This window comes from Virgisporangium aliadipatigenens (assembly GCF_016863615.1).
In the GTDB taxonomy this organism is placed as follows: Bacteria; Actinomycetota; Actinomycetes; order Mycobacteriales; family Micromonosporaceae; genus Virgisporangium; species Virgisporangium aliadipatigenens.
In genome coordinates, this window is record NZ_BOPF01000021.1 from 28,825 (window position 1) to 55,773 (window position 26,949).

A 26,949-nucleotide genomic window follows, 5' to 3' on the forward strand; every position below is an offset into this window, starting at 1 on the left:
CCGGCGGGAAAGACTGGCCCGAAGGATGGTGATTCGGTTGTCTGACTGGATATCGAGCGTCATCGACGCGCTCGGTCCGGCCGGTGTCGGCGTACTCGTGGCCCTGGAGAACATCATCCCGCCGATCCCGTCGGAACTGGTGCTCCCGCTCGGCGGCTTCCGCGCGCGCGAGGGAACGATGAACGTCTTCCTCGTCTGGCTCTGCGCCACCGTCGGCGCCTACGTCGGCGCGCTGGCCCTGTACTGGCTCGGCGCGTGGCTCGGCTACGACCGCGTCTACTGCCTCGCCGGGCACAAGCGGTTCATCCTGGCCAGCCAGAAGGACATCGAGCGGGGCTCGGCGCTGTTCGACAGGTACGGCAGCTGGGTCATCGCGCTCGGCCGCTGCGTGCCGGTGGTGCGCAGCATCGTGTCGCTGCCGGCGGGGATGCGCCGCATGCCGATGGTGCGGTTCAGCGTGCTGACGCTGAGCGGCACCGCCGTGTGGAACGCGGCGTTCATCGGGGCCGGCTGGGCGCTGGCCGAACGGTGGAAGCAGGTCGACCACTACATGGGACCGGTGAGCCTGGTCGTGGTGGGCTTTCTCCTGGTGGGAGCGGGCGTTCTGGCCTGGCGACGCCGGCACGACTGAGGCGGGAGTGAACTGCGGGCAACCGGCGCGCGTAAAAGTCTTCGGGTCCGGGTAAAGCGGTCCCACGCCGCTGGAGGTGCCCATGCTGAGCGAACGCGACCGTCAGGTCCTCACCCAACTCGAGATCATGCTGACGGCCTCCGACCCGCGGTTCGTCGACGCCCTGCGCAGCGGCAAGCCGCGGCCACCCCGCGAGTACAACCGGCTCGGGACGATTCTGCTGATCATCGCCGGGCTGGCCGCGTTCACCGGAATCATCCTGTCGAAAGGACACCCGGCGGCGGTCGTCGCGCTCCTCGCGGTCTGCCTGAGCGCGGTCGTGCGTTTCGTCCAGCGCCGCTTCGACAAAGCCTGATCGAGGCCGCCGGTTCTACCCTGCCGCTTCCGCGGAGGTCCGCCGCTCGATCGCCGGATCGCGGCGCTCGGTGCGCCGCTCGGACTCCGCCAGCAGCGCCTCGGCCTGCGCCTCCGGGTCGTCGCTGGAGACGGCGAGCTCCTCCGGGAGCAGGTGTCGGGCGCGGCTGGCAGCGAGATCATCCGTCATGCGAGCTCTCTTACCCACCGCGCCCGAGCCACTCACCTATCCGCGGGAACGCCACGCAGTGAGCAACGACGTCCGTCCGTTGGTGCGCAGCAGCGACCCCTCGTAGAGCCGCGCCCCGACCGCCAGGCACGCCGCACAGCTCGCCACCAGCACAACCAGCGCCAGCACCGGCTCCCACACGGCCGCGTCCCCGAAGAACAGCCGCAGCGGCATCGCCATCGGCGCCGAGAACGGGAAGTACGACAGGACCGTCATCGCCGTCTGGTTGTCGTTCAGGAAGATGACGCCGAAGAACGGCAGCAGCACGCACATCTGCACCGGCATCGTGGTCTGCCCGATGTCCTCGGTGCGGCTGACCAGCGAGCCGGCCACCGCCCACAGCGACGCCAACAGCGTGAACCCGACGATGAAGAACGGCACGAACCAGCCCAGCGCCGGCGCCAGCATCGTGATGACCGCGCTGTCGCCGGTGAGGTTCATGCCGACGAACGCCACCAGCGCCAGCACCGCGATCTGCCCCATCGCCAGAATCCCGCAGCCCAGCACCTTGCCGGCGAGCAACGCCCGCACCGGCACGGCCGCCACGAGGATCTCCACGATGCGGGTCTGCTTCTCCTCGGTGACGCTCATCGCGATCTGCGCACCGAAGCCGACCGCCGTGAAGAAGAAGATCATCCCGAATGCCGTCGTCACGAGGACGCGCACGACCGAGTCGATCGCCTCCGGGTCGAGCAGCCTCGTCCCCGGCTGCACCGACAGCGCGGAGACGATGTCGCCCGGCACGTCGTCCATGGCCAGCACCTCGGGCTTGCCGTTCGTGGTGACGACGGCACCGTCGACGGCACCGTCGCGCACCAGCTTCTCGGCGGCCGCGTCGTCGGCGACCACCCGCACGTCCAGGCCGGCGTCGCGCAACTGCTGCACGGCCGGGTTCGAACCGGCGACGGCCACCTCGTCCGGGCTGCCGGCGAAGATGGCCGGCAGCACGGTGATGGCGACCGTGAAGAACAGGAAGAAGAGCGTTCCGTAGAGGAACGTCTTGTCGCGCAGGCGGACCTGGATCTCGCGCGCCGCGACCAGCTTGGTGGTGGTCCAGAACGACGTCATCGGATGACCTCCCGGAAGATCTCGGCCAGCGAGGGAACGATCGGCGTGAAGGCGCGCACCGGCCCGCGCGTCATCGCCTCGCGCAGCACCACCTGGTCCGCCTCCGGGTCGGCGAGTTCGATGACGGCCCGGTCCCCGTCGAGTTCCACGATCGTCACGCCCGGAACGTCACGCAGCCATCCGGCGTCCGTTCCCAGCAGCACCTCGATGCGCGGCAGCGTGTACTTGGCGCGCAGTTCGGAGCCGCTGCCCGCGGCGCGGATCTGCCCGGCGGCGATCACGACGAGGTCGTCGCAGAGCCGTTCGACCAGGTCCAACTGGTGGCTGGAGAAGAGCACCGGCACGCCGTCGGCGGCCCGTTCGCGCAGCACCGCCACGATCACGTCGACCGCCAGCGGGTCCAACCCGGAGAACGGCTCGTCGAGGATCAGCGCCACCGGGTCGTGCACCAGGGCGGCGGCGATCTGCGCCCGCTGCTGGTTGCCCAGCGACAGCGTGTCCAGTTTGGCGTCGGCCTTCTCGGCCAGCCCCACCTGCTCCAGCAGCGCGTCGGCGTTGCGCCGGGCCGCGCCGGCGTCCAATCCGTGCAGCCGCCCCAGGTAGACGAGCTGGTCGCGCACCTTCATCTTCGGGTACAGCCCGCGTTCCTCCGGCATGTAGCCGAACGCGCGCCGGGTCGCCGAATCCAGCGGCCCGTCCTTCCAGGTGACCGTTCCCGCGTCCGCCGCCAGCACGCCGAGAATGATCCGCATCGACGTCGTCTTGCCCGCGCCGTTCGCCCCGACGAACCCCGTGATCCGGCCCGGCGCGACGTCGAAGCTGACGTCGTCGAGCACCAGGGTGCCGTCGAACGAGCGGCGCACCGCCTCTACCCGCAACATGCCTTCGACGCTAGATCCACCGGCGGTCGGGAGCATCCGGCGGCGGACGGAGCCGCTCGGGTCAGCCCTGCGACGGAGCGTGCGGCGATCCGGGCGTGACCACGCCGTGCTCGTAGGCGAAGACCACCGCCTGGGTGCGGTCGCGCAGGCCGAGCTTGGTCAGCACCCGCGACACGTGCGTCTTCACCGTCGCCTCGCCGAGGAACATGCGTTCGGCGATCTCGGCGTTGGAGCTGCCGCCGGCGACGAGGACCAGCACCTCCCGCTCCCGTTCGGTCAGCGAGGAGAGCCGCTGGCGCGCGGGCCCGACCGGCGTCGCCTTCGGCAGCACTCCAGGCGCCAGCGCGAACGTCGCGATGACCCGCCGCGTCAGCTCCGGCGCCAGCAGCGCGTCGCCCCTGGCCAGGATGCGTACCGCGTCGATCAGGCCCTCCGGGGTGCCGTTCTTGAGCAGGAAGCCGCTCGCCCCGGCCTGCAGCGCCGCGAACAGGTAGTCGTCCCGGTCGAACGTCGTCAGGATGAGCACCGCGGGGCCGCCCGCCGCCGAGCCCGCCACGATCCGGCGGGTCGCCTCCAGTCCGTCCATCCGCGGCATCTCGACGTCCATCAGCACCACGTCGGGCCGTTCGCGCGCGGCCAGCGCCACCGCCTCGGCGCCGTCGGCCGCCTCGGCCACCACGGCGATGTCGTCCTCCGTCTCCAGGATGACCCGGAAGCCGGCCCGTACGAGCTGCTGGTCGTCGACGAGCAAGACCTTGATCACGCGACGACCGCCCCGCTGTCCGCCATCGGCTCGCGCGGCATCGGCACATCCAGCTTTGTCAGGGGGAACGTCGCCCGCACGCGAAAACCGCCCTCCTTACGCGGCCCGGCTTCCAGCATCCCGTCGTGGGCCGACACGCGCTCGCGCATGCCGATCAGGCCCAACCCGCCGGACGCGCCCGCCCGGCCGCCCGTGCCGTCGTCGGCCACGTCGACCTCCACCTCCCGCTGCAGGTAGCGCACCCGCACGTCGACCGAACGGGCCTTCGCGTGCTTGATCGTGTTCGTCAGCGACTCCTGCACCACCCGGTACACGGCCAACGAGACGGAGTCCGGCAGGCTCACGGGCGTTCCATGGACGGATGAACGCACGTCGAGCCCGGCGTCCCGCGCGGCCTGCAGCAGGTCATCCACGTGGGCGACATCGTGGCCCGCGGCGTCCACCGGCGCGGTCCCGTCCGTCTGACGGAGGACGCCGAGCATCCGGCGCAGCTCGTCGACGGCCGTGCGGGCGGCCTGCTCGACGGCGGACAGCGCGGTGCGCGCCTTCACCGGGTCCCGCTCCATGACCCGCCGGCACGCCCCCGCCTGAACGCCCATCACAGACACGTGGTGCGCCACCACGTCGTGCAGCTCCCGCGCGATCCGCACCCGCTCCTGGATCACCGCCCGCTCGGTGTGCGCCTCCTGCGACCGCCGCAGCTCCTCGGCCTGCCGCTTCACCTCGTGCTCCCGGTGCGCGGCCGTCCAGGCCAGGTTGCCGAAGAAGTACGCGCTCCCGAAGAACATGGCGTTGAACAGGACCGTGCTGACGATCGCCGCGAGCACCGGCGGCAGCGGCCCGATCGCGTCGGGGAAGTGCTGCTCCTGCGCGTCCATCGCGTTCACGGCGATCGAGGTGCCCAGATAGGCGAACATCACCACGATGACGGCGATCCGCAGCCGGTTGGCGACCCGCCGGTTCCGCCCCCACGCCCCGAGCGTGTACAGCGCACAGAACAGGGCCGCCGAACTGGCGATCCCGTCCTGGCTCGACCGTAGCTGGCTCACGATGAACAGCACCGACACCACCGCCAACACCGTCGCCGGCCACCGGCGCCGCACCACCAGCGGCAGCGCTACAGCGGCCGACCAGGCCAGCGCCTCGGCCCAACTCGGCGGCGGCCCCAGCGGGAACGACCCGATGCTGTTGTTGAGGGTGACGCCGATCAGCGACCAGCCGACGAGGAGAAGTCCCAGGTAGATGTCGTGCAGCCGTTCGACCTGGGTCGGTCCGGGGCGCTGCCAGTCCATCGAACCTCCCCAGGGTCGGCGCATGTGCGGCTCGACCGTATCCGACCTGCGTCGTTTATCGTCTGGCCGGTGGCCGAAACCTTGACGATCGACTGCGGGGGCGGGGGCATCAAGGCGTCCGTGCTGGACGCCGACGGTGCGATGCTCGCCGACCCGATACGCGTCCCGACGCCGTACCCGCTGTCGACGTCGCTGTTCATCGAGACGCTGCTCGCCCTCGCCCGGCGGCTGCCCCCGGCGGCCAGGGTGACGGTGGGCGTTCCCGGCATGATCAGGCACGGCGTGGTGGTGCACACGCCGCACTACATAACGGTCAGCGGGCCGCGTTCCCGGGTCGACCCCGAACTGCGCGACCAGTGGACCGGCTTCCATCTCGAGAAGGCGCTGGCGGTGGCGTTCGGGCTGCCGACGCTCGTGCTGAACGACGCCGAGGTGCACGGCGCCGACCTCGTCCAGGGCGCCGGCCTGGAACTCGTGCTCACGCTCGGCACCGGGCTCGGGTGTGCGATGTTCGACCACGGGGTGCTGGCGCCGCATCTGGAGTTCTCGCGGGCGCCGATGCGCTGGGGACAGACGTACGACACCTACATCGGCGAGATCGAACGCCGGCGCCTCGGCGTGCGGCTGTGGTCGCGGCGGATGGTGCGGGTCGTGGAGAGCCTGCGTCCGGTCTTCCTGTGGGACCGGCTGTACATCGGGGGCGGCAACGCGCAGCTCATCCGTGCGGAGGCACGCGCCAAGATGGGGCCGGACGTGGTGTTCGCGCTGAACGCGGCCGGGATCCGCGGCGGCGGCAAGGCCTGGAACCTGGTCGGCGTCCGCGGCCAGCCCTAGCGCGCCACGTGTCACCCGGAGCCGGCCGGCTTGCTCCCGACCGCCGCCTCGCGGCCCTGTTCCCACGGTGTGGAAGCTGTCGCCGAACGTGTGTGAGCTCAGGGAGGTCAACAGGCCGAAAAACAGCCCTGAGCTCACACACGTTCGCGCTGAACTCACACCCGTGCGGCGTCACGGCGGTCGAGCGGGGAGCTGCGCGCGGGAGCGGGCGGTCGTGCGCCCGACGGACGCGCGAAAAAAGTGGCTGTCTCTACTTCCAACGGAAGTGGACGAAGACGCGGCCGAAGTTGCTCGCGTCCTTCTCGACCCGGTGGTAGATCTGCTTGATGTGCTTCTGGTCGAGGAAGCGCAGCACCCGCTTCTTCAGCTGCCCGGAGCCCTTCCCCGGGATGATCTCCACGAGGGTCGCCTTCTTCGCCACCGCCTCGGCGATGATGCCGTTGAGCGCCTGGTCGATGTCGCGGCCCTTGTTGAAGATGTCGTGGAGGTCCAGCTTCAGCTTCACGTCGCCGATGGTACGCACCCGGCGGTGCGAGGATGGGTCGATGGAGTACGTGCGACTGGGCAGCACCGGGATGAAGGTCTCCCGGGTGGCGCTGGGAATGATGAGCTACGGCGATCCGGAGAAGCGTCCGTGGTCGCTCGACCTGGAGTCGTCCGAGCCGATCGTGCGGCGGGCGGTCGAGGCGGGCGTGACGTTCTTCGACACCGCCGACGTCTACAGCTGGGGCGCGAGCGAGGAGATCACCGGCAAGCTGCTCGGGAAGCTCTTCGCACACCGCGACGACTACGTGCTCGCCACCAAGGTGTACAGCCGGATGGGCGACGGGCCCAACGAGGCCGGCCTGTCCCGCAAGCACATCATGGCCTCGATCGACAATTCGCTGCGCCGCCTCGGCACCGACTACGTCGACCTGTACCAGGTGCACCGCTGGGACGGCGAGACGCCGGTCGAGGAGACCATGGAGGCGCTGCACGACCTGGTCAAGGCCGGCAAGGTGCGCTACATCGGGGCGTCCAGCATGTACGCGTGGCAGTTCGCCAAGGCGCAGTACACCGCGACGCTGCACGGCTGGACCCGGTACGTCACGATGCAGAACCACTACAACCTCGTGTACCGCGAGGAGGAGCGCGAGATGAACCCGCTCTGCCTCGACCTCGGTGTGGGGTTGCTGCCCTGGAGCCCGCTCGCGCGCGGGCTGCTCACCGGTTCGCGGAGCCGCTCGGGCTCGAAGACGACGCGTCGCGCGCAGACGGACGAGTTCGCCGAGAAGCTGTACGACGAGAGCGACTTCGACGTCGTGGACGTCGTGGTGAAGATCGCGGCCGAACGGGAGGTGCCGCCGGCGCAGGTCGCACTCGCCTGGCTGCTGCACCAGCCGGCCGTGACGGCGCCGATCTTCGGGGCTACGAGGGAGGCGCACGTGGATGATGCGGTGGCTGCGGTGTCGCTCTCGCTGAGTGAGGGCGAGTTGGGTCGGCTGGCGGAGCCGTACCGGCCGCACGCGATCAAGGGTCATTGAGCGGTTCCCGGAAGTCGGGGTGGGAGTCGGGACTCGCGTGGTCTCGACCCCCTCCGCGCGGCGGGGCCGGAAGGTGCCCGACGGGGCACGCGTGAAAGCGATTCATCCAATTGACGCACGACGATCACGGTATTCTGCGATCTTGAATTTCCTTCCGCCTGTTGTGTGACGAGACTTCTGTACGGCCGAACATCCGTTTGCCATACTGTTGCTCCTCTCGTCGCCCGTTCGCTTCAGATCTCGGCCGACGCGGAGGGCCCCAGCACGCGAGCGGCACGTCTGGCGGATTGGAGAATCGCAAGTTGACCTGCAATTCGTACCCTCTCGGACCATTCCGCCCTTCGGTGCCTTGACATGCCGTCCACGGCATCCCGGTCAGATGAAGGCAAACGCTCCGACGGGGCATGGTGGGACGTAACAATCGGTATCGTCACCGCATTACCGATCGAGGGCGCAGCGATGGCGACCTTCCTCAAAGATCCACAATACGTGCGACTCGAAGACGACCCGAACGACTATCGGATCGGGCACATCGACAGCGCGGACCAAAAGCGCCAACATCGGGTCGTATTGACGACAATGCCCCGCGACGATACCCGAAACGCGGCAGCGACCTGCACGGACATGCTCCGGACGTTCCCCGGGATCAGATGCGTCGTGCTCGCCGGAGTCGCCGGCGGCGTCCCCTCCCTGCGACGGCCGGACCGGCACGTACGACTCGGTGACGTCGTGGTGGCGGTGGACGGCATAGTCGATTACGGGCATGTCCGCTTACGGGACGGCATCGCCGAGCCGCGCCGGCCGGTAACCGGCGTGTCGATGGACCTCGTTCGTGCCGTACGCCGTTTGCAGGTGGAGTCGTACGACGACAATTCCGGCCGATGGATCTCCTGGCTGACACCGGCACGGGATCAGCCGATGGCCACGTTCCGGCGTCCACCCCCGGAAACCGACCTTCTCGTATTCCGCGGACGGGCCGTTCCCCACCCTCCGCCGGCGCAGACCGGACACGTCGAAGGACTGCCGAAGATTCACTACGGCAAAATCGGATGCGCCGACGTACTGATGCTGGACGAGGAGCGCCGGGACAACCTGGCCGCCAGACACGATCTGTTGGCCTTCGAAATGGAGGCGGCCGGTGTCGCCGCCAGCGCCGCGAGCCACGGAATCGGATGGTTCACCGTTCGCGGGATCGTCGACTACTGCGACCGCGCGAAGAATGACGTCTGGCACCCGTATGCCTCGCTCACCGCGGCGGCGTACGTGCGGGCCATGCTCGGCAGGTGCCAGCCGTTTCCGGTCTGGCGCATGGCCCCCGGGCGAGGCGCCATCGCACTGCTTCCCGATCACGAGCTGGACTCGCTCGTGGCGTTGCTGGAGCACGTTCACGACCTCGACCTCCAGGCCGTGTGGCGAGCCGCGACGGGTGAACTGACCCCGCTGCCACCCTCGCCACCGACCGGTGCCGTCGACCTGTTCAACTACCTCGCCGGCCTCAACGCCGGCCTCGACCAGGTGCCTCCGGCGTTGGCATTCGTCGAGGAGGTCGCCGGCCGGGTCGACCGGCGCCTCGGCGCTCGGCTACGTCAGTGGGTGGACCACATGGCAGCCCGGCTTCACCTCGTCGAGGTGATGCACGAGCACCGCGCACGGGTCGAGGAGCGGCGGTTGCGCAATGACGAGCCGAACGGCGCGGGCCAGCAGATCAAACCCTGTCTCGTGATCCAGGTGGAGGGCGACGGCATCGATCGTGAGCGCTGCGAGGTCCGGTACTGGATACAGCGCAGTTCCGACCGGTGGCAGCCGGAGCCCGGGGAGCCACGCCAGACCGCGTTCAAGGAGGTCGAAGAGGCGATGCAGGCGGCCGTCCGGCATGCCGAATCGGCGTGGCGGGACAATGACGGACCGGTCGGGATCGAACTCCTCCTGCCGACCGATCTGCTCCACAAGGCCGTCGAGTGGTGGCACACGGAACTCGAGGCCCCCGCGCCGACCCCGTTGTGCCTGGACTACCCAGTCGTCGTGCGGAGCCTCGACCGCATGCGCGCCACCTACCGGCATCGCGTCTGGATCAATCGTTGGAAGACGATATGGCGCCATCCGCCCGGACACCGGCTGTATTGGGGGCGCATGCACACCCAGGAGAACTCGATCGAGTCGTGGAACGCTCGCCTGCGCGACAACGCGGAGCTGACCACCGTGGTGCTCAGTTCGTCGCCGGAACACACAACCGGCCGGGAGGAACTGCAGTCCGCGTTGAACGCCGGCGTAGCCGTGATCCTCTGGGACAGGCGTGCACCGCTGCAGCCCGACACAGCGAGCCTGATCGAGGAAGCAACGCAGGGCCATCCGAACGAGCTGCCGCATCGAATCCGCGTTCTCCGCACGGCCGCCGCCACCGCCGCTCATGAGGAGCAGGCCCGCCATCCCGGCCGCCACATCGCACTGCTGTGGGACGACCCGAATCGCACGGTCGAGGCCGGAGGGCATTGACGTGGACACGACGCCGCACACGCACTGGTGGCATTATCACGGCGACGGGGTGCCCACCGACGACGAGCGGCGGACCACGTTTCCGGCGCCGCCGCCCTGGCGCACGTTCCACGGGACGCCGTGCCAGTCACCACCGCCGGACGACGAGGAAGACGCCGACCGCAAACTCGGTCGTGCCGACGTCCGGCCGCTGCGCCGCGCCGACCGGCGGGAGTGCGACATGGTGAACGCCGCGATCCTGCTCCGCCGCCCGCTCCTGGTGACCGGCAACCCGGGCACCGGAAAATCGAGCATCGCCTTTCGGATCGCCCGTGAACTGCGCCTCGGCCGGGTCCTTCAGTGGCCGATAACCAGCCGGACGACCCTGCGCTCCGCCCAGTACGAATACGACGCCATCGGACGGGCGCAGGCGGGCGCCGACCGGTCCGACACCGACGATCCGGTCAACATCGGCGACTTCATTCGCCTGGGGCCGCTCGGCACCGCGCTGCTGCCATACGAACGACCCCGGGTCCTGTTGATCGACGAGTTGGACAAGAGCGACGCCGACCTGCCCAACGACCTGCTGCACATCTTCGAGAACGGCGAGTTCACCATCCCCGAACTGCTTCGCGTGCGCCGGCGGGAGCCCGAGGTCGCCGTCTTCACCGACGATCCGGATCAGGAGGCGCGGGTCCGCGACGGCCGGGTGCGGTGCCGGGCATTTCCCATCGTCGTCATCACCAGCAACGGGGAACGGGAGTTCCCGCCCGCGTTCCTCCGTCGATGCCTGCGCATGGAACTCGCTCCGCCGACCGCGGACGACCTGGCCGCCATGGTGCGCGCGCAACTGCCGGCGCTCGTCGACGGGCAGCGCGAACTGATCGAGGACTTTCTCAACCGGCCGGAACCGGACGGCCTCGCGCGGGACCAGTTGCTCAATGCGATGTACCTGACCGCCTCCGACGCGTACGGTGAGGATCGGGAGTCCTGGCAGGACCTGATCACCTCCATCTGGCACCCGCTGTCCGGGGAGCGCTGAGCCGTGAACACATCCCCGCGCGATCCACCCGGCCCCGGTGACAAGCAGCCGACCTGGGTCGAGATCGCCGACGCCGTATGGCTGGCCGCGCTCACCCGCGGACGCGGTACCGAGGCACCGGAGCCATCGGCCGCCGAAGAGACCCCGCTGCCGGAACCGTCGACCGACAACGCCACCACCGGTGCGGATCCGCCACCGCCACTACCGCCGGTGAACGTGCGAACGCCCCGCGGGCCGACGCTGCGGAGACAGATCGCCCCGGTCGTGGAAACAGCCACTTCCGTCGAACAGTTCAATCGCTACGCACTTCTCGGGGCCGGTGGCATCGTCCGCGCCCTGCGTCCGTTCAAACGACTCGTCGCCTCGGCCACCGAAACGGAACCCGACGAGGTCGCCATCGCGGAACGCGCCGCGGAGACCGGTCATTGGATTCCGCGATATCGACCGGTCGAGACCCACAGTCTCCGCGTCGTTCTGGTCGTCGACGCGGGGCCGTCGATGGCGGTGTGGGATCCGACCGTCACCGCATTTCGCCTTCTCATGGAACGTCAGGGGCCGTTCCGCGGCGTTCGCACCTACACCCTTTCCGCGCAGCGCGTCGACGGGCGGCTCACGCCTCGGATCCGTGGGTCCGGCGGTGGATTACGGAACTCCGCCGAAATGCTCGACACCAGTGGACGCCAGGTCTTCTTCGTCCTCAGCGACGGCCTCAACCCGCTGTGGAGAGAACCGCGCATGGACCGGCTGCTGCGCCGATGGGGACGCTCGGGCCCGGTGGCCATCGTCAACCCGTTCCCGCAGGGACACTGGCATCGCACCAACCTCACGCCGCGCCGCGCTCGTCTGCACAGCCCGCAGGCCGTCACGCCCAACGCCCACTGGACGGTCACGTATCCCGAGGAGCACCACAACCCGTTCGACACCACCGTCGACGAGCGCGCCATGGCGGTGCCCGTCCTCGAACTCGGACCCCGTTGGATCCGCTGGTGGGCGCGTCTGGTGATGGAACCGTCGGCCTGGGTCGATGCGATCGTCCACGCCGTCGATCCCAGCACGCCGCCGGATACCGCGCCCGCCACGGAGCCGCGTTCGGCCTCCGATCTCGTGCTTCGCTTCCGCTCCGGTACCTCGGCCACCGCTTTCCGGCTGGCGACCTACATCGCCGCCGCTCCGCTGGATCTCCCGCTCCTGCGCAGGATGCAGCGTTCGCTGTTGCCGGATTCCGCTCCGCACCATCTCGCCGCGATCGTCACCAGTGAACTGGTCCGGCCGGCCGGTGACGACCCCACATCACTGGAGTTCGTGGACGGTGTGCGCGAAGCGCTTCTCGCCTGCGCGACACGCGACGATTCCGCGAAGGCGGTCCGAGTGGTCGCCGCCCATCAGCGACACCGCGTTCCCACGACGTTCACCGATGCGATCGAGGCACCGGACCTCACCCCGGAAACCCTGGTCACCGACGAGAACCTTGCCATGGCCCGCATCGAACTCGCTGTGCTCAGTGCGCTCTCCGGCCCTTATGCGCGGCGCGCCCGCCGATTACAACACGCCATCGACGCATGGGAACGCAACACTTCCGGAGAACCCCCAGAAGCCGACGAGGCGCTGACCCCCGCCGAACCGGCCGAGCAGGAATCACCCGGTGGCCGAGGCACCGGGCAAGGCGAGAGCGGTGAAGAGATGACAGAGTTCAGTGCCTCCGAGCCGTCGCGGGAACCGGGCATCGCCGAAGATCGGGACCGGCTCATCGGCAGCGACGACGACCCCATCCTGTCCATCCAGACGCTGTTGGAAGGACACGGCCACGAGTCGGGTCCGGCCGTATGGGGAAAGGTACCCACCCGCAATCCCGTCTTCACCGGCCGACGGGAACTGCTCGATCAGCTCGAACGGCGGCTCCAGACCGAGAGTGTCGCCGCCGTCCTGCCGCAGGCGCTGCACGGCGAGGGCGGCGTCGGCAAGTCACAGATCGCCATCGAGTACGCCTACCGGCACCGTGGCGACTATGACGTCATCTGGTGGGTTCCTTCCGAACGGCCCGCTCAGATCCTGGCCTCGATCATCGAACTGGGCAACAAGCTCGGACTCGAGGTCGGGAACGAGGTCATCACCGCCGTTCCGCGGGTGCGCAACGCCCTCCGGGCCGGCACCCCGTACGCCAACTGGCTTCTCGTCTTCGACAACGCCGAAACGCTGGAAACCGTCCGTGAATACTTCCCGGAGGCCGGCACCGGCCGCGTTCTGGTGACTTCCCGCAACCAGGAGTGGAGCCGGATCGCGGAGACGCTCGAGGTCGACGTCTTCACTCGGCAGGAGAGCATCCGGCTGCTGAAGCGACGCAATCAGGGCCTGGCCGACATAGACGCAGACCAACTGGCCGAGGCGCTCGGCGACCTGCCGCTGGCCATCGAGCACGCCTCGGCATGGTTGGCGGCGACCGGCATGGGCGTTCCCGAATATCTCTCGGTGCTGCGCGAGAAACGGGCGGAACTGACCGCGCTGGTTCCGACCCCCGGCTACGAGATGCCGGTCGCCGCGGCCGCCAACGTGGCACTCGACCGCCTCGCCGTGGAGAACCCCGCCGCCCTGCAACTGCTGCAGGTCTGTTCCTTCTTCGCACCCGAGCCGATCAGCCGCGAGTTGTTCACCGGACCGCGGATGACCCCGATCGCCACGGAACTCGACGAGGCCCTGCAGAATCCCAGCCTGCTCAACCAGGCGATGCTGGAGATCGAGAAGTACGTGCTCGCGCGCATCGACCATCGCGCCAACACGTTGCAGCTGCACCGTCTCGTCCAAGCCGTGCTTCAGGGCCGCATGCCGGAGGACCAGCGATTCACGATGGAGCACGGCGCCCACCTTCTGCTCGCCAGCGGTGGTCGACCGGGTGATCCGAGTGACCAGGCCAACTGGCTCAGCTATCAGGCGCTGGCGTCTCACCTCACCGCTTCGAACGCGATCGCGTGCGAGGACGGCTGGGCACGCGATCTCGTTCTGAACCTCGTCAAGTTCTACTTCTACTGGGGCGACTACGACAGCGGCACGAACCTGGCACAGCAGGTCGTCGACGAATGGCGGCAGCGGCTGGGTGAGAATCACCGACAGACCCTGTCGGCGGCGAAATGGCTCGGATACTTCTGGTGGGTCAACGGCAACTTCGCGGCCGCCGCCGAGATCCAGCGAGACACCCTCGTCCGCTACGAACGCTCATTCGGACGCGACGACCTCGGCACCATCGACGCCATGAGCATGGTCGCGTCGACCCGCCGCGTGTACGGCCAGTTCACGGCGGCTCGCGACATCGACCTGGACGCCTTCCAGCGGGCACGCCGCCTGTTCGGCGGGGACAACCCGGAGACGCTGCGCGCCGCACACAATCTCGGTGTCAGCCTGCGGCTCACCGGAGAGTTCCGCACGGCGCGCAACCTCGACGGGGACACCTATCGTCGCCGGGTCGCCGTACTCGGCGAAGACCACCCGGAGACCCTGCGCACCCTGAACAACCTGTCGATCGACGAACGGGAGTGCGGCGAGTACATCAAGTCCCGCCAGCTCGTCGAGCGGATCTACCAGCGATACGTCAACCTGTTCGGCGTCGAACATCCGGACACCATCAGGGTGGCCCGCAATCTCGCCGTGGCCCGCCGGCGCGCCGGTGACCACGAAAAGGCCTACAAGTTGGCCGAGGACACGATGAACCGGCTGCAGGACCGTTTCGACGTCGCGCAGCCGGATGCGATCGCGGCGGCACTCAACTTCGCGGTGGACATCCGCGAGTCGGACGACCTTCCCCGTGCGCATGCCGTGGCCGCCCAGACCGCCGAGCGGTATCACGCCACGCTGGGACCGGACCATCCGTACACGCTCTATGCGCGCACCAACCTCGGCATCGTCCTACGACTGCTCGATCGGCACGACGAGGCGTTGAGGCACAACCGCGAGGCGCACGAGAAGCTGGAACAGTCACTGGGCAGGATGCACATCCTGACGTTGACCTGCGCGATCAACCTGGCGAGCGACCTCGCCGCGGCCGGCCGGTACGAGGAGGCCTACAACCTCGACCGGGACACCTGGGGACTTGCTCGCCGCATCATCGGCGAGGAACATCCCTCCACGTTGGCGTGCGCCCTCAACCTCGCGCTCGACCTCGACAAGCTCGGGCGCACCGACGAGGCATCCGAACTGTTCCGCGAGACGGTCGAGACTTACGAACGGGTGCTCGGCGAGGCGCACCCGGCAATCACCGCGGCGCACGCCGGAATGCGCGCGAATTGCGACGTCGACCCGATGCCGTTCTGACATCGCCGTTAAGAGAAAAGGGCGCGACCACCGAAATGTTGATCGCGCCCTTCGCGTTCCGAAATTCGGAATGTCGCCCTACTTTTCTTCCTTCGCCGTCAGATCGCATATCCGGTTGTATACCGCGGACCCCACGAGGCATGCCCATGCCGGACCGTCACTCAGGAAGATGCCGCACATAGTCATCACGGCAATTCCCGAGGCGACCATCCGGCGCGAGGTGAACCAGGGCGGCCTGGCGTCCACCCGCGCGGCGCGGGGTTGTGGTCGCTCCGGGACCGGACGGCATTGGCCTTCACATTCTCTCGCAGGGACATGCTTGCCACGGCCTGCGGAAAGGTGGGCAAGACCGATCCGCAGGCCACTTTTCTTGGTTTCCTAATTCTGGTCCAGTAACGACTTCCGGCAGGCGCTGGCCAAGTAAAGAGGTGCGCTTTTGTCGTGAGGTGTTCCACACGACCACCCTCGCTTCGGCAAGCGCACCTACTCGCCAGATGATCCAGGTCGATCATTATCTGATCCGGACGAATACAACATCGTAGCGGATCCCCAGGCGTTCTCCCGACCCCTCAGGACTACATTAGGAGAGGCCTTGAGGATGTTCGACGGAAACAACGGCGAGTATGCTGAAGAGTTCGGTATGTGCGCCGTTCCGATACCGCGTTCCATTCAGGACCCGCTATCGGACAGCACCGGAGCCAACCAGCCGGCCACCGCCACCGGATCGGCCGCGACGCCCGACGCGCGAAGCGCGCCGTACACCGAACGGACCAGGTCGGGCCGTTGGGCCAGCGCATCAGCCGCCCGGTCCGCCCCGGTGCGCCCGAGAGCCAACGCAAGGCCGGTCCACGCGAGGATCGAGTCGTCGGCATCCTCGGGGCCGGCGTCGATCCATTCGAGATAGGCCGCCCGAGCAGCGAACGGTTCACCCATCACCAGGTACCGGTCGGCGGCTGCCAGCGGCGATGCGCTGCCGGACAGTCCGTCGTCGTCGAAGAGCCGTCGCCGCACGAAGGTCGGGATCCGCTGCGCCCACCGGAGTACCGGATGCGGCGCGCTGATCGCCGGAGCGATAGCCGTCGCGGGTTCCCGCGCGAGCCACGCCCGGGTCAGTGCGGTCACGTCAGCCGGATCGGCGACGAAGTGACGCAGCCGCCAGCCCACGCGGTGACAGTCCGCGGTGAGAGTCGTCAGCCGAACGACCTCCGGGTCGGTTTGGTCAGCTGCCCAGTCCGCGGCGGAGCGTTCGAGTCCGTCGATGACGGCACGACCCTTGCCGGTCAACGCCGGTGCGCGTCGTACCGACCGCAGCGCCTCGACCGTCTGCCCCCGGGCGTACAGGTAATCGAACTCGGCCAGCAGCCGGTCCCGCCCGGTGACGGACAGCCGATGACGTCGCCAGAACTCGGCTATGCCGAAGAAGGCGTAGATGCCTTGTAGTAGCCCCGCCAGCGGCCGTGGGTCGTCCCGCCAGGGCGCGTAATAGAGACTTCCGTCGTCCTCCTCCGTCAGGTGGAACAGATGCATGAGAGCGCCGAGTTTGATGTGCTGGAACTCGTGGACCAGTGAGACCGCCAACGTGGTCGCATCCGGCGGTTCCGACACCAGCACGCTGCCGAACGCCTCGCCGTTGGACGCACTTCGGGTGTCCCAACCCGGTTCGGGTTTGAGCGGCACGAGGGACACGACGCCGTCAGCAAGCGCCTCCGCGCTATGGCGATGGTCGCGGCACAACAGACTCCACGCCGCACCGAGGAGACCGGTCCAACGATCAAACGCGTCCGGTGCCAGCCGAGCCGGTGGCTCAGGATCGGCCAGGTCGCGGAAGGGGTCGAGGTCGTCGAGCCACACGGTCAGCCGCAGGTCATCACCGACCGACACCTTTCGCAGCGGCAGCCACCGATCGCCGTCGTGTCGTGTCGTGTCGTCGCCGCTTCCCGCCGTCGGCGGAACGTCGACCGTTCGGCCGTCGTGCCGCAGCTCGATTCGACCGCCCCGGACCGAGGCGTCCACGACCACCTGCGCCGGCGTCTCGGTCAGGCGAGCCATGCCGAGTCCCGGAAGCATCACCGTGCCGTGCCGGCCAGGTACCTGAGTGGCCCAGTCGACGCCACACTTCGCGGCGGCTACCAACGCGATGAGGTGGATCGTCCCGAGGTCGACCCAGAACGGCACCGATCCCGACGCGCCGCCGCGATGTCGGCGCAGCACGTACGCCATGGAACTGCCGACCTGCGGATGCATGAGCAGGTCCAGAAACGCTTCCGGCTCGGCTTTCTGCGCGGCTTCGAACACTCCCGCGAGTTCCTTGACGGGTGGCAGCGGACCGGCCAGCGACGGATCATCCGTCACCGTGTCGAGCAGGGTGCGCAGCAGCAACAGTCGGCGGCTCCGCTCCGTCTTCCAGAAGTATCGGGTTATCTCCGGCGTGCCCCGACCCTGGGCAACGGTATCGAACCACTCGATTGGCAGGGTGTGCCGAGCCAGCACTGACGAACTCCTGTCCGAATACATGGGAGATGCATTCCTATCAGTCAGAACGGAGTCGTCAGTCCGCACGTCCCGGAGGCCCGGTGCCCAAGTTGTATCTGGGGCGCTCGACCTGCTTCAGCAGCCCTTGTACCAGCCAATCAAGCTCGTCGTGTCGCAACACCAGCTGATCGAGCGTCAGCTGGGACAGGTCCACCATTTCGGTGTCCCATTCCGAGGAACTGTCCAACGCCTGTTCCATTCTATGAACGTAACTCCGGCCCCAGTGCTACTGGCGGGATTGCTGGTGCGGCCAGAATGCAGCACCAAAACGGCTCAGCGTACCGCCATGCACAGAGGTTGCTTAGTTGCCCATACCAGGAGAGCAGGCACGATCGGGTAACGGTATCGGTTCGACCGGTATATGCCCGAACTCATAAAGACGGGCCGACCATGCACAGAAGGCGCCCCCAAAGGGCGCCTTCGGCAGAAAACTGGTGGAGCTGAGGGGATTTGAACCCCTGACCCCCTCGATGCGAACGAGGTGCGCTACCGGTCTGCGCCACAGCCCCAGTTGACCCACCACGGTGGGCCGGCAACAAGGCTAACAGGTCCCCTTCGCCGCCCGCGAACCGGTTCCCCCTACTCGTTCGCGGCGCGTCGTGACGTCGGCCGGAACTCCGTCAGCGCCCGCCGCTCCTCCTCCCGGGCGGCGAGCTGGCGCTCCAGCAGTTCGCGGCGCTGGGCGGCCCGGCGGGCCTGCTCACGGCGCACGGCGGCCTGGTGCTGGGCGACCCAGCGGAGGTAGCGCGCCTCGGCGCGGCGGCGGCGCCGTTCGACCAGGGCGCGGTTGCGCAGGTGCACCACGTAGGCGAGCAGCAGGACGGAGGTGACCGACAGCGCCACCACGAACGGACGCCCGAGCACGAAGGCGCCCGCGATCTCCAGCAGGTTGAGCAGCGTCAGCAGGAGCAGGGTGCGGCGGCGCCGGTGCATCATCCGCGCGTGCGCGTCGGCCCCGGACCGCCGCGACCGGCGAACGGAAGCCGCGGTCGCCGAACCGGCGGCGGCACCGGCCCCCACTTCGACCCCGGAGCCGGAGGACCCCCCGGACCCCGAAGCCGACCGCCCGGACCCGGAGACCGAGGAGCCGGCCCCGACCCCGGAAGCCGAAGAGCCGGATGCGGCAGCCGAGGACCCGGCCCCGGACGCGGATGCCGACCGCCCGGACCGGGAGACCGAGGAGCCGGAGACTGCGGAGCCCGCACCCGGGGAGCCAGAAGCCGAGCCAGGAGAGCCGGCGGACGAACCAGCCGACCCGGGCGAGGACGCATCAGCCCCGGCCGACCCCGTGCCGGCGTCGGCGTCGGGATCGGACGACGTACGCGGACGCCGCGAGGACGGCGGCGCCGGCGTGGACGCCACGGAGGGAAACGCCGACGACGCCATGAACACGGCCGCCCCGGCGGCGAACGCCGCAGCGCCCGCCACCTGCTGAGCCAGAACCCGGGGAGGGTTGACCGGCCGCCGTCCCGGCACCGTCCGGCGCCGCCGCTCGGGCTGCGCACCGGCGCGGACCAGTACCCGCGCGGTCGACAGCGCCCGCTCGGCGACGAGCCGCTCCGTGGCGTCGTACCGGCGCACGAGGGCCGGAGCGAGCGCGAGCAGGCCGGCCGCGGCGAGGACGGCGAGGAGCACCGAGGTCGGCACCCTCACCCCTCTCTCGATCATGTGCCGGACGGTCCCGCCCCGCCCGGCGCGTTTACCCGAAGCATGCGTGTGAACACCGAGGTTACGGGGCGCGGCACGCATTCCACGCACGACGCGCAGCGGTCCGACGCGCCGATCTTAAGTTACTTTCAGCGCAAAACGGACACCAGTACCCGTCCGGGTACGGAAATCCCCTCACAAATGGATCACGCCATCCGTCGGGTGTCCGACCGGCGATGATCGTCACTTCTTGCGGGAATCCGCTCTCCAGCGACAGGTTTTACGGAAAATCGCCGATCATCGAGGGCTCCACGGGCCCACGGGTCAGGAGGACGAGGCCGCGGCCTGCAGACGGTGCCAGCGGGCCAGCAGGCCGCCCTCCCCCGCCACATCCTCGGACGTCAGCGCGTAGCCGACGTGGTCCCGCCACGCGCCGTCGATGTGCAGGTACCGCGGGTGGTACGCCTCTTCGCGGAACCCGAGCTTCTCCACCACGCGGCGGCTGGGGGTGTTCTCCGGGCGGATGTTCACCTCGATGCGGTGCAGGCCGCCCGAGCGGAACGCGTGATCCACCGCCAACGCCAGCGCCGTCGGCATGACCCCACGGCCGGCCACCCGGGAGTCGACCCAGTAGCCCGCGTACGCCGAGCAGAACGCCCTGCGCACGATGTTCCCCAGAGTCAACTGACCGGCGAGCCGCTCCCGCCCGTCATCGACGACGCACACGGCGAACGGCATCGCGGTCCCCCGTCGCGCGGACCGGCGCAGGTCGGCGTAGACGGCCCGGAACGTCGCCGGCGAGTTCAGCTCGTGCCACGACCCGTACGGCGTCGGCTCCCACTTGGCGAGCCAGCTCTCGTTGATCCGCCGCACGTGCGACCAGGCCCGGGCGTCGGAACGCCGGTACGGCCGCAGCACCACCGGCCCGTCCGCGAGCACCACCGGCCATCCCGGCGCCTCGCCAGACCACAACATCAGACCCGCCTACAGAAAGAGAACCGGCTACCGGCGCCGATCCAGCAGCAGAACGTCCACTGTGGACCCGGCCGCCGCGGTGACGACCCGTTCTCCGAGCACCATCAGCGCGTTGGCCGCGGCCAGCCCGGACAGCGTGTACGGACCACCCGGCAGCGGGGCAACAGTGTAGCCGCCGCCGCGCCGTTCGGCGACGTGCGCGGGCCGGAACTCCCGCAGCCCCGCCGGCGACGAGACGGTTTCCAGCAGGTGTGCCCGCACGCTCGGCCGGAAGACCGGATCCGCGCCGGCGAGCAGCTGGATGATCGGCCGGCCGAGCACCTCGAAGCCCACGAGTGCCGCGCCGGGGTCGCCGGGCAGGCACACGACCGGCACGCCCGCGGCGCCGCCGATGGTCCCGAAGCCGAGCGATCCGCACGGGTACAGCGACACGTCGGTGAACGACACGTCGCGCCGGGACAGGATGCGCCGGACCATGTCGCCGGGGCCGGTGCCGGTGCCGCCGGTCGTGATGATCAGGTCGGCGCGCAGCGTCTGGTCCTCCAGCAGCCCGCGCAGCCCTTCGGGGTCGTCGTCGCAGATGCCGATCCGGTAGGCGAGCGCGCCGGCCTCGACGGCGGCGGCGGTCAGCGCGTGCGAGTTCGCGTCGACGACCTGGCCGGGTTGGCTGGCGCGGCCGACCTCGACGAGTTCGTCGCCGGTGGCGAGCAGCACCACGCGCGGGCTGGGCCGCACGACGACGTGCCCGATCCCGGCGGCGGCGAAGACGGCCACCAGCGCCGGCGTGATGTAGGTACCGGCACGGGCGAGCGGCTCGCCGGCGGAGATCTCGTCGCCGGCCCGGCGCAGGCCGCTGCCGCGCTTGCCCGAGCGGTACACCTCGACGACGGCCATGCCGCTGTCGGTGTCGCCGGTGGGCACCACGATGTCGGCGCCGCCGGGCAGGGCGGCGCCGGCCGCGATGGAGAAGCACGTGCCGGGCGTCAGCCGCACCGGCCGCCAGCTCGACGCGGCGAGGTCGCCGATGACGTTGAGCCGGACGGGGCGGTGCGGCGACGCGTCGATCAGGTCGTCGAGCCGGGCGGCGTAGCCGTCGATGGAGGCGCGGTCGAACGCCGGCACCGGCCCGGGCGCGTGCACGTCCTCGGCGAGGACGTTGCCGTACGCCTGGGTGAGGTCGAGGTCCAGGGGCGGTAACGGTCGCACGGCACGCAGCACCGCCGCCAGGTAGTCGGCGAGCGGTGTACGCGAGTCGGCGAGCAACGTCACACGATCTCCTTGTCGACGAACTCGGTGAGCCAGCTCTTGAACGCCGGGCCGAGGTCGTCGCGCTGGCAGGCGAGCTGAACGACCGCCTGCAGGTAGCCGAGCGGCATGCCCGTGTCGTAGCGGACGCCCCGGTAGACGATGCCGTGCACCGGCGTGCCCTCTTCCAGGAGACGGGCCATGGCGTCGGTGAGCTGGATCTCGCCGCCGCTGCCGGGGCCGGTCTTCTTGATGGCGGCGAAGATGGTCGAGGGGAGCACGTAGCGGCCGATGATGGCCAGGTTGCTCGGCGCATCCGCCGGCTTCGGCTTCTCGACCAGGCCGGTGATGCGCACGACGTTGTCGCCCTCGGCCTCCTCGACGGAACAGATGCCGTAGCGGCTCACCTGGTCCTGCGGCACCTCCAGCAGGGCGATGACGATGCCACCCGTCCGCGCCTGGAGATCCAGCATTTTCACCAGTAGTGCCTCGTCGTCCATGAACTCGTCGCCGAGCATCACGACGAACGGCTCGTCGCCGACGTGCGACTCGGCGTAGGAGACGGCGTGCCCGAGGCCGAGCGGTTCGCCCTGGCGGCAGGTGTAGATCTCGGCGAGCTCGCTGGGACGCTTCACCGCGGCGAGCCGCTCCGTGTCGCCCTTGTCCGCGAGCCGCTGCTCCAGGTCCGGCCGCCGGTCGAAGTGGTCCACCATCGAGGTTTTCCCGCGCCCGGTGATCAGCAGGACGTCGTTGATGCCGGCCGCGGCGGCCTCCTCCACGATGTACTGGAGGACCGGGCGGTCCACGACGGGAAGCAACTCCTTCGGCACGGCCTTGGTGGCGGGCAGGAAACGGGTAGCGAGACCCGCGGCTGGGATGACAGCCTTGACTGCGCGTGGTCCGGTCACGTCCTGAGGCATGTTCGAAAGGCTAACCGCCACTGCCCCTCCGTGTCGGTTGTGTCCCGCGCGCCGCGCCGGGGGCGATCGCGATCCGGCACGTGTCACGGCCTGCGGCCTTGGCCGCGTACAGGGCCATGTCGGCCGCTTCCAGCACCGCCGAGCCGGTCGTGCCGTGTTCCGGGTAGACCGCCACCCCGATCGAGAGGGTCACGGTGACGGGGCCGTTCCTGGTGGTGACGGGTGTGCGGCGCACGGCCGCGCCCAGCCTCCGGGCCAGTGCCGCGCCGCCGGCCGCGTCGGTCTCCGGCAACAAGATCACAAACTCTTCACCCCCGCGGCGGAACGCGAAGTCGACCTCGCGGGTCACCCCCCGGATCCGCCGGGCCAGTTCCGCGAGAACGGCGTCACCGGCCCCGTGCCCGTACCGGTCGTTCACGTGCTTGAAGTGATCCAGGTCGAGGGCGACCACACAGAGCGTGCGGTTGAACCGGTTGGCGCGTTCCAGCTCGCGACGCAGCGACTCGCGCAGGTAGCGGTAGTTGAACAGGCCGGTCAGCGGATCGGTCAGCGACAGCCGCTGGGCCTCCTCGTGCAGCCGCACGTTGTCCAGCGCCACGGCGGCCTGCCCGGCGAACGTCGTCAGCGTCACCAGGTCCCCGACGTCGAACTCCTCCGGCCCGACCCGGTCGTAGAGCACCAGCAGCCCGCGCGCCGCCTCTTCGCCCTCGGTGACGGCCGGCGCGGCGAACGGCACCGCGATGTACGTCTGCGCCCGCGGCTCATGCGGCGCCAGCGGGGTGACCGCGCTGAACCGACCCCGTTCGGGCACACCGGACTCGGCGATCGCCCCGAGCAGCCCCTCGCCCAGCTTGAGCCGCAGCCCGCCCAGGTCGACGTCGCTCTCCGGCAGCGAGCCGATCGCCGACTGCGCGACGAGCAGCTTGGAGACCGGGTCGTACAGCAGCACCACGCCGGCCTGCGCGCCGGTGGCGGCCCGGGCGGTGTGCAGGGTGACGTTCAGGATGCGCGACAGGTCGTGGGTGCCGGAGAGCGTGTCGCCGAGCAGTGCCAGATAGCCGCGCAACTGGTCCCGGCTGGCGGTCAGCGCCCGGATGTACCCGCGCATCTCCTGCGTCATCCGGTTGAACGTCGTCGCGAGCCGCCCCACCTCGTCGACGCTGCGCACCGGCACCTTGATCCCGAGATCCCCGGCGGCGACCCGGTCGGCGGCGTGCGCCAGTTCGGTCAGCGGCCGCGTGGTCGAACGCGCCATCCACCACGCGGCGACCATGGCGAGCAGGCCGGCGGTGATGACCACGGTGACGAGAACGGCGTAGAGGCCGCCGTTCGCGGGCGGATCGACGGCAAGGGCGAGCCGCAGCGGCTGGCCGGGCCCGGCGTCGAGGCGCCGCACGTACCGCCCCGAACCGGTCGTGCCGTCCTCGTGCAGGGACGCGGTGCGCCGCACGGCGTTGGCCTCGGCGCGGGACTCCGTGGACAGCAGCGAGTCGCCGCTGGAGAGCACGGTGACCGAGACGCCGCTGATGCGGGCCAGCGCCTGGGCGAGCGCCTCGTCGACGGGTGCGATGGCGACGGCCGCGCCGAGGTCGTTGCCGGCGGTGTCGCGCCGTCCGACGACGGCGGCGATCGAGGTGCCCACTCCGCGGCCGGGTGCGGCGCAGTCGACCCAGTTCATCGGCGGCGGGGCACCGGCGCTGGCCTGGACGGTGCCGTCGGGCCCGGTCAGCAGCACGGTGGCCGCGAACCCGACGTCGAGCGCGGTCAGCGGCTCGTGCCGCGCCGGTGCGCGGCCGCCGCCGGTGCCGTCGGCGGTCGTCGGGCGTTCCGCCAGATCTTGATCCTGGGCGAGGAGCGCGGCGGAGGTCGCGGCGGCGGCGAGGCGCTGGCAGCGGGCCCCGAGCTCGGCGCGGACGCTGCCGGCGGCGAGGTCGAGGCGCTCGCGGGCCCGGTCGGCGCCGATGGCGGGGACGGTGGTACCGATGAAGAGGGCCCCGAGGAGTACGGGGCCGAGCACGACCGCCAGGAAGGCAGCGGTGAGCCGCGCGCGCAGCGTCACTCGTCCTCCCGGGGGGCGTGGGGGTAGCTCAGCTACCTGATGCTGTCACAAGCAGTAAGCCAACGGAGCCGGACAGTGAGGGAGTTCGTGTCAAATTTCAGCCGTGAGGGGGCTTTTCCCCTCTTCGGTGGTCTTGCCAGTGCAAAACGAGACATGCGGGCCTCCGTTCTCACCGCACGGCGTGCGGTCGCACCCGGGGTGCGGCAGCGTGCCGACGCCGCGATCGCCGTCGCACTCGCGCCCCTCGTGGCCGGCAAGGTCGTCTGCGCCTTCGACCCCATTCCGGGGGAACCGGGCGGAGCCCCGCTCCGCGACGTTCTGGCCGGGGCGGGGCGGCTGCTCCTGCCCGTCCTGCTGCCGGACAACGACCTCGACTGGGCGGTGCACGACGGCGGGCCGCTGCACCCGGCCGGCCGGGGCCTGCGTGAGCCCTCCGGCCCCCGGCTCGGCGTCGACGCGATCACCGACGCCGAACTGGTCGTCGTGCCGGCCGTCGCCGTGGACCGGCGCGGGCTGCGGCTCGGGCGCGGCGGCGGTTCGTACGACCGGGCGCTGGCCAGGGCCGCCGGGCGGGTCGTCGCGGTGGTGTACGCCGTGGAGATCGTTCCCGAGGTGCCGGCCGAGGCGCACGACCGCCCGGTGCACGCGGCGGTGACCGAGGACGGCCTCGTCCCGTTTGTGAGATAACAACCGGGAAGCCGACTGGACGGCGGGGGCAATCATGGCGCACCATTGGCACTCGAATCCTGCGAGTGCCAATGCCATGGAGGAGCCGTGCCGACCTACCAGTACGCCTGCACCGCGTGCGGTCACAACCTGGAGGCCGTGCAGTCGTTCACGGACGACGCGTTGACGGAGTGCCCCGAGTGCGCCGGACGCCTGCGCAAGGTCTACGGCAGCGTGGGCATCGTGTTCAAGGGCTCGGGCTTCTACCGCACCGACTCCCGCAACGGGAGCGGCGGTAGCAGCACGGTCACGCCCAAGAAGGAGACGGCGAAGTCGGAGAGTTCCTCGTCCTCGTCGAGCGACTCGTCGTCCTCGTCGAGCACGACGTCCTCGACCACGTCGAGCGCCTCCACCTCCGCCGCCTCCTAGACGGGCGCGGGGCGGGCGTCAGTCCCAGTGCGGCGGGCGTTCGGCCAGCAGGTGATCGTCGTTGCGGCTGGGACGCTCGCCCCACCCGGTGTCGGTGTCGTCGGCGGTCTGGTCCGGCAGGATGACAAACTCGTCGGTCAGCAGGACCTCGCGGTCCTCGTCGTGCGTCGCCACTCCTGAAGGTTAGCGCCGGAGCTTCGCGCGACGCCGGATAGGTTCTTCCTGTGACGAAAGCCGACGACGACGCGGGCTGGCGGCGCCCTCCGGCCGGCACCGACTCCGAGCGGGCCGCGCAGCCGGCTCCGGCCGCCCCGACCCGGCCCCCGGTGGAGTACAGCGGCCCGCCGCCGAGCAACCCGCCGCCGGCCAACTGGCGTCCCCCGCTGGTGCAGCGGCCGGTCCCGCCCCGGCAGTTGCCGGAGCAGGATCACGACCGGCTGGACATCGAGGAACAGGCGGCGCGGACCCTGTCCCAGGGCATCGGCATGGTGGCCGGCGCCGTGCTGCTGGTGCTGATGCTGATCCTCTGCGCCCGCGCCCTTTTCTGAGGACCCCCTACTGCCCCTCCCACACCGCCTTGGCGCCCGAGTCACCGGTGCGAACGACGTAGTACACGGCCACGATCGCGAGCACCACCGCCAGCCCGGACAGCGCCAGCGGCAGCACCTTGCCGCCCGCCCCGCCCCCGACGGCGACACCCCCCGGCGGCGGAACGAACAGCACGAGGCCGATCGCCACCAGCGCCAGCACGGCCGAGGCGATCAGCGTGTAGTTGCCGAAGTCGGCGTGTGCCTGGAGCCGGTCGAAGTACTCCGCGCTGATCGCGCCGCGCTTGTTCAGCCGGTCGTAGAAGGCATTTCCTGAAAGCTTTGCAAACAGCGCCGCACCCGGCGTGACGATCGCCAGCGCACCCAGGACCCACCGGGTGTGCGGACGGACCTTCGGCACCACGGCGTACCCGACGGCGACGAGTGCGAGCAGTGGAACGAAAACCACGGCAGCGTGCACCAACAGCGGATGCATCGGCAGGCCCGAGATCTCCTCGAACATGGCGCCTCCTTGATCGCGATGGCCAACCATACGCACGG

25 protein-coding genes and 1 tRNA gene are annotated in these 26,949 nt (G+C 69.7%); 10 read left to right on the forward strand and 16 right to left on the reverse strand.

Annotated features, from left to right (window positions below; all coding sequences use genetic code 11):
• Positions 1 to 28: 28 nt before the first annotated feature.
• Positions 29 to 631 carry a DedA family protein gene (locus tag Val02_RS26665; protein WP_373317956.1) on the forward strand — a complete coding sequence of 201 codons (603 nt, stop codon included), beginning with the start codon at positions 29 to 31 and terminating at the stop codon, positions 629 to 631.
• An 82-nt stretch (positions 632 to 713) separates the two neighbouring features.
• Entirely contained in the window at positions 714 to 986 is a 273-nt protein-coding gene (locus Val02_RS26670) for a DUF3040 domain-containing protein (RefSeq protein WP_203901965.1), read from the forward strand.
• Between the two features lie 15 nt (positions 987 to 1,001).
• Here the strand turns inward: Val02_RS26670 and Val02_RS26675 are convergent, their stop codons facing one another.
• The 5 genes from Val02_RS26675 to Val02_RS26695 all read right to left on the reverse strand — a co-directional run bounded on the left by Val02_RS26675 (position 1,002) and on the right by Val02_RS26695 (position 5,218).
• A complete protein-coding gene (locus tag Val02_RS26675) occupies positions 1,002 to 1,175 on the reverse strand; it encodes a hypothetical protein (protein ID WP_203901966.1) in 174 nt (57 codons plus the stop codon).
• A gap of 36 nt (positions 1,176 to 1,211) precedes the next feature.
• Positions 1,212 to 2,282 carry an ABC transporter permease gene (locus Val02_RS26680; protein ID WP_203901967.1) on the reverse strand — a complete coding sequence of 357 codons (1,071 nt, stop codon included), beginning with the start codon at positions 2,280 to 2,282 and terminating at the stop codon, positions 1,212 to 1,214.
• Positions 2,279 to 3,163 carry an ABC transporter ATP-binding protein gene (locus Val02_RS26685; RefSeq protein WP_203901968.1) on the reverse strand — a complete coding sequence of 295 codons (885 nt, stop codon included), beginning with the start codon at positions 3,161 to 3,163 and terminating at the stop codon, positions 2,279 to 2,281. Before Val02_RS26685 ends, Val02_RS26680 begins: the two co-directional genes overlap by 4 nt.
• Positions 3,164 to 3,224: 61 nt before the next feature.
• Positions 3,225 to 3,926, reverse strand: a complete 702-nt coding sequence (locus tag Val02_RS26690) for a response regulator (protein WP_203901969.1) — start codon at positions 3,924 to 3,926, stop codon at positions 3,225 to 3,227.
• The gene (locus Val02_RS26695; RefSeq protein ID WP_203901970.1) at positions 3,923 to 5,218 is read right to left on the reverse strand and encodes a sensor histidine kinase; all 1,296 of its coding nucleotides are present in this window, start codon (positions 5,216 to 5,218) and stop codon (positions 3,923 to 3,925) included. The genes Val02_RS26690 and Val02_RS26695 overlap by 4 nt, the downstream gene beginning before the upstream one ends.
• A 69-nt stretch (positions 5,219 to 5,287) precedes the next feature.
• Between Val02_RS26695 and Val02_RS26700 the strand changes: the two genes are divergently transcribed.
• Positions 5,288 to 6,052, forward strand: a complete 765-nt coding sequence (locus Val02_RS26700) for an ROK family protein (RefSeq protein WP_203901971.1) — start codon at positions 5,288 to 5,290, stop codon at positions 6,050 to 6,052.
• Between the two features lie 250 nt (positions 6,053 to 6,302).
• Here the strand turns inward: Val02_RS26700 and Val02_RS26705 are convergent, their stop codons facing one another.
• The gene (locus Val02_RS26705) at positions 6,303 to 6,557 is read right to left on the reverse strand and encodes a Smr/MutS family protein (protein ID WP_203901972.1); all 255 of its coding nucleotides are present in this window, start codon (positions 6,555 to 6,557) and stop codon (positions 6,303 to 6,305) included.
• 40 nt (positions 6,558 to 6,597) lie between these two features.
• Between Val02_RS26705 and Val02_RS26710 the strand changes: the two genes are divergently transcribed.
• The 4 genes from Val02_RS26710 (at position 6,598) to fxsT (ending at position 15,388) form a co-directional block, all read left to right on the forward strand.
• On the forward strand, positions 6,598 to 7,575 hold the full coding sequence (locus tag Val02_RS26710; RefSeq protein ID WP_203901973.1) for an aldo/keto reductase: 978 nt from the start codon (positions 6,598 to 6,600) through the stop codon (positions 7,573 to 7,575).
• Positions 7,576 to 7,929: 354 nt separating this feature from the next.
• Complete coding sequence (locus Val02_RS26715) at positions 7,930 to 10,068, forward strand: VMAP-C domain-containing protein (RefSeq protein WP_275415613.1); 2,139 nt, start codon at positions 7,930 to 7,932, stop codon at positions 10,066 to 10,068.
• A 1-nt stretch (position 10,069) separates the two neighbouring features.
• Complete coding sequence (locus Val02_RS26720; protein WP_239153346.1) at positions 10,070 to 11,089, forward strand: AAA family ATPase; 1,020 nt, start codon at positions 10,070 to 10,072, stop codon at positions 11,087 to 11,089.
• A gap of 3 nt (positions 11,090 to 11,092) precedes the next feature.
• Entirely contained in the window at positions 11,093 to 15,388 is a 4,296-nt protein-coding gene (gene fxsT, locus Val02_RS26725) for an FxSxx-COOH system tetratricopeptide repeat protein (protein WP_275415614.1), read from the forward strand.
• Between the two features lie 669 nt (positions 15,389 to 16,057).
• Here fxsT and Val02_RS26730 read toward each other — a convergent pair.
• From Val02_RS26730 to Val02_RS26765, 8 genes are all read right to left on the reverse strand, one after another.
• Entirely contained in the window at positions 16,058 to 17,947 is a 1,890-nt protein-coding gene (locus tag Val02_RS26730) for an HEXXH motif domain-containing protein (RefSeq protein WP_203901976.1), read from the reverse strand.
• Positions 17,937 to 18,119 carry a hypothetical protein gene (locus Val02_RS26735; RefSeq protein ID WP_203901977.1) on the reverse strand — a complete coding sequence of 61 codons (183 nt, stop codon included), beginning with the start codon at positions 18,117 to 18,119 and terminating at the stop codon, positions 17,937 to 17,939. The genes Val02_RS26730 and Val02_RS26735 overlap by 11 nt, the downstream gene beginning before the upstream one ends.
• A 233-nt stretch (positions 18,120 to 18,352) precedes the next feature.
• Positions 18,353 to 18,429 (reverse strand) — tRNA-Ala (locus tag Val02_RS26740).
• A 70-nt stretch (positions 18,430 to 18,499) separates the two neighbouring features.
• The gene (locus Val02_RS48950) at positions 18,500 to 19,588 is read right to left on the reverse strand and encodes a SepX/GlpR family protein (protein ID WP_506023009.1); all 1,089 of its coding nucleotides are present in this window, start codon (positions 19,586 to 19,588) and stop codon (positions 18,500 to 18,502) included.
• Between the two features lie 303 nt (positions 19,589 to 19,891).
• Positions 19,892 to 20,542: a GNAT family N-acetyltransferase gene (locus Val02_RS26750; RefSeq protein ID WP_203901978.1), complete on the reverse strand. Its 651-nt coding sequence runs from the start codon at positions 20,540 to 20,542 to the stop codon at positions 19,892 to 19,894.
• A 27-nt stretch (positions 20,543 to 20,569) separates the two neighbouring features.
• Complete coding sequence (locus Val02_RS26755; RefSeq protein WP_203901979.1) at positions 20,570 to 21,811, reverse strand: molybdopterin molybdotransferase MoeA; 1,242 nt, start codon at positions 21,809 to 21,811, stop codon at positions 20,570 to 20,572.
• Positions 21,808 to 22,707 (reverse strand): UTP--glucose-1-phosphate uridylyltransferase, encoded by a 900-nt coding sequence (locus tag Val02_RS26760; RefSeq protein WP_203901980.1) that lies wholly within the window; start codon positions 22,705 to 22,707, stop codon positions 21,808 to 21,810. The genes Val02_RS26755 and Val02_RS26760 overlap by 4 nt, the downstream gene beginning before the upstream one ends.
• Before the next feature lie 10 nt (positions 22,708 to 22,717).
• On the reverse strand, positions 22,718 to 24,766 hold the full coding sequence (locus tag Val02_RS26765) for a sensor domain-containing diguanylate cyclase (RefSeq protein WP_203901981.1): 2,049 nt from the start codon (positions 24,764 to 24,766) through the stop codon (positions 22,718 to 22,720).
• A gap of 87 nt (positions 24,767 to 24,853) precedes the next feature.
• On the opposite strand from Val02_RS26765, the gene Val02_RS26770 reads away from it, so the two are divergent.
• On the forward strand, positions 24,854 to 25,453 hold the full coding sequence (locus Val02_RS26770; RefSeq protein WP_506023053.1) for a 5-formyltetrahydrofolate cyclo-ligase: 600 nt from the start codon (positions 24,854 to 24,856) through the stop codon (positions 25,451 to 25,453).
• 87 nt (positions 25,454 to 25,540) lie between these two features.
• Positions 25,541 to 25,861: an FmdB family zinc ribbon protein gene (locus Val02_RS26775; RefSeq protein ID WP_203901983.1), complete on the forward strand. Its 321-nt coding sequence runs from the start codon at positions 25,541 to 25,543 to the stop codon at positions 25,859 to 25,861.
• A gap of 18 nt (positions 25,862 to 25,879) precedes the next feature.
• Here the strand turns inward: Val02_RS26775 and Val02_RS26780 are convergent, their stop codons facing one another.
• Entirely contained in the window at positions 25,880 to 26,035 is a 156-nt protein-coding gene (locus Val02_RS26780) for a hypothetical protein (protein WP_203901984.1), read from the reverse strand.
• 50 nt (positions 26,036 to 26,085) lie between these two features.
• Between Val02_RS26780 and Val02_RS26785 the strand changes: the two genes are divergently transcribed.
• Positions 26,086 to 26,409 (forward strand): translation initiation factor 2, encoded by a 324-nt coding sequence (locus Val02_RS26785; protein WP_203901985.1) that lies wholly within the window; start codon positions 26,086 to 26,088, stop codon positions 26,407 to 26,409.
• A 7-nt stretch (positions 26,410 to 26,416) separates the two neighbouring features.
• Here the strand turns inward: Val02_RS26785 and Val02_RS26790 are convergent, their stop codons facing one another.
• The gene (locus tag Val02_RS26790) at positions 26,417 to 26,911 is read right to left on the reverse strand and encodes a DUF2231 domain-containing protein (protein WP_203901986.1); all 495 of its coding nucleotides are present in this window, start codon (positions 26,909 to 26,911) and stop codon (positions 26,417 to 26,419) included.
• Between the last annotated feature and the right edge of the window lie 38 nt (positions 26,912 to 26,949).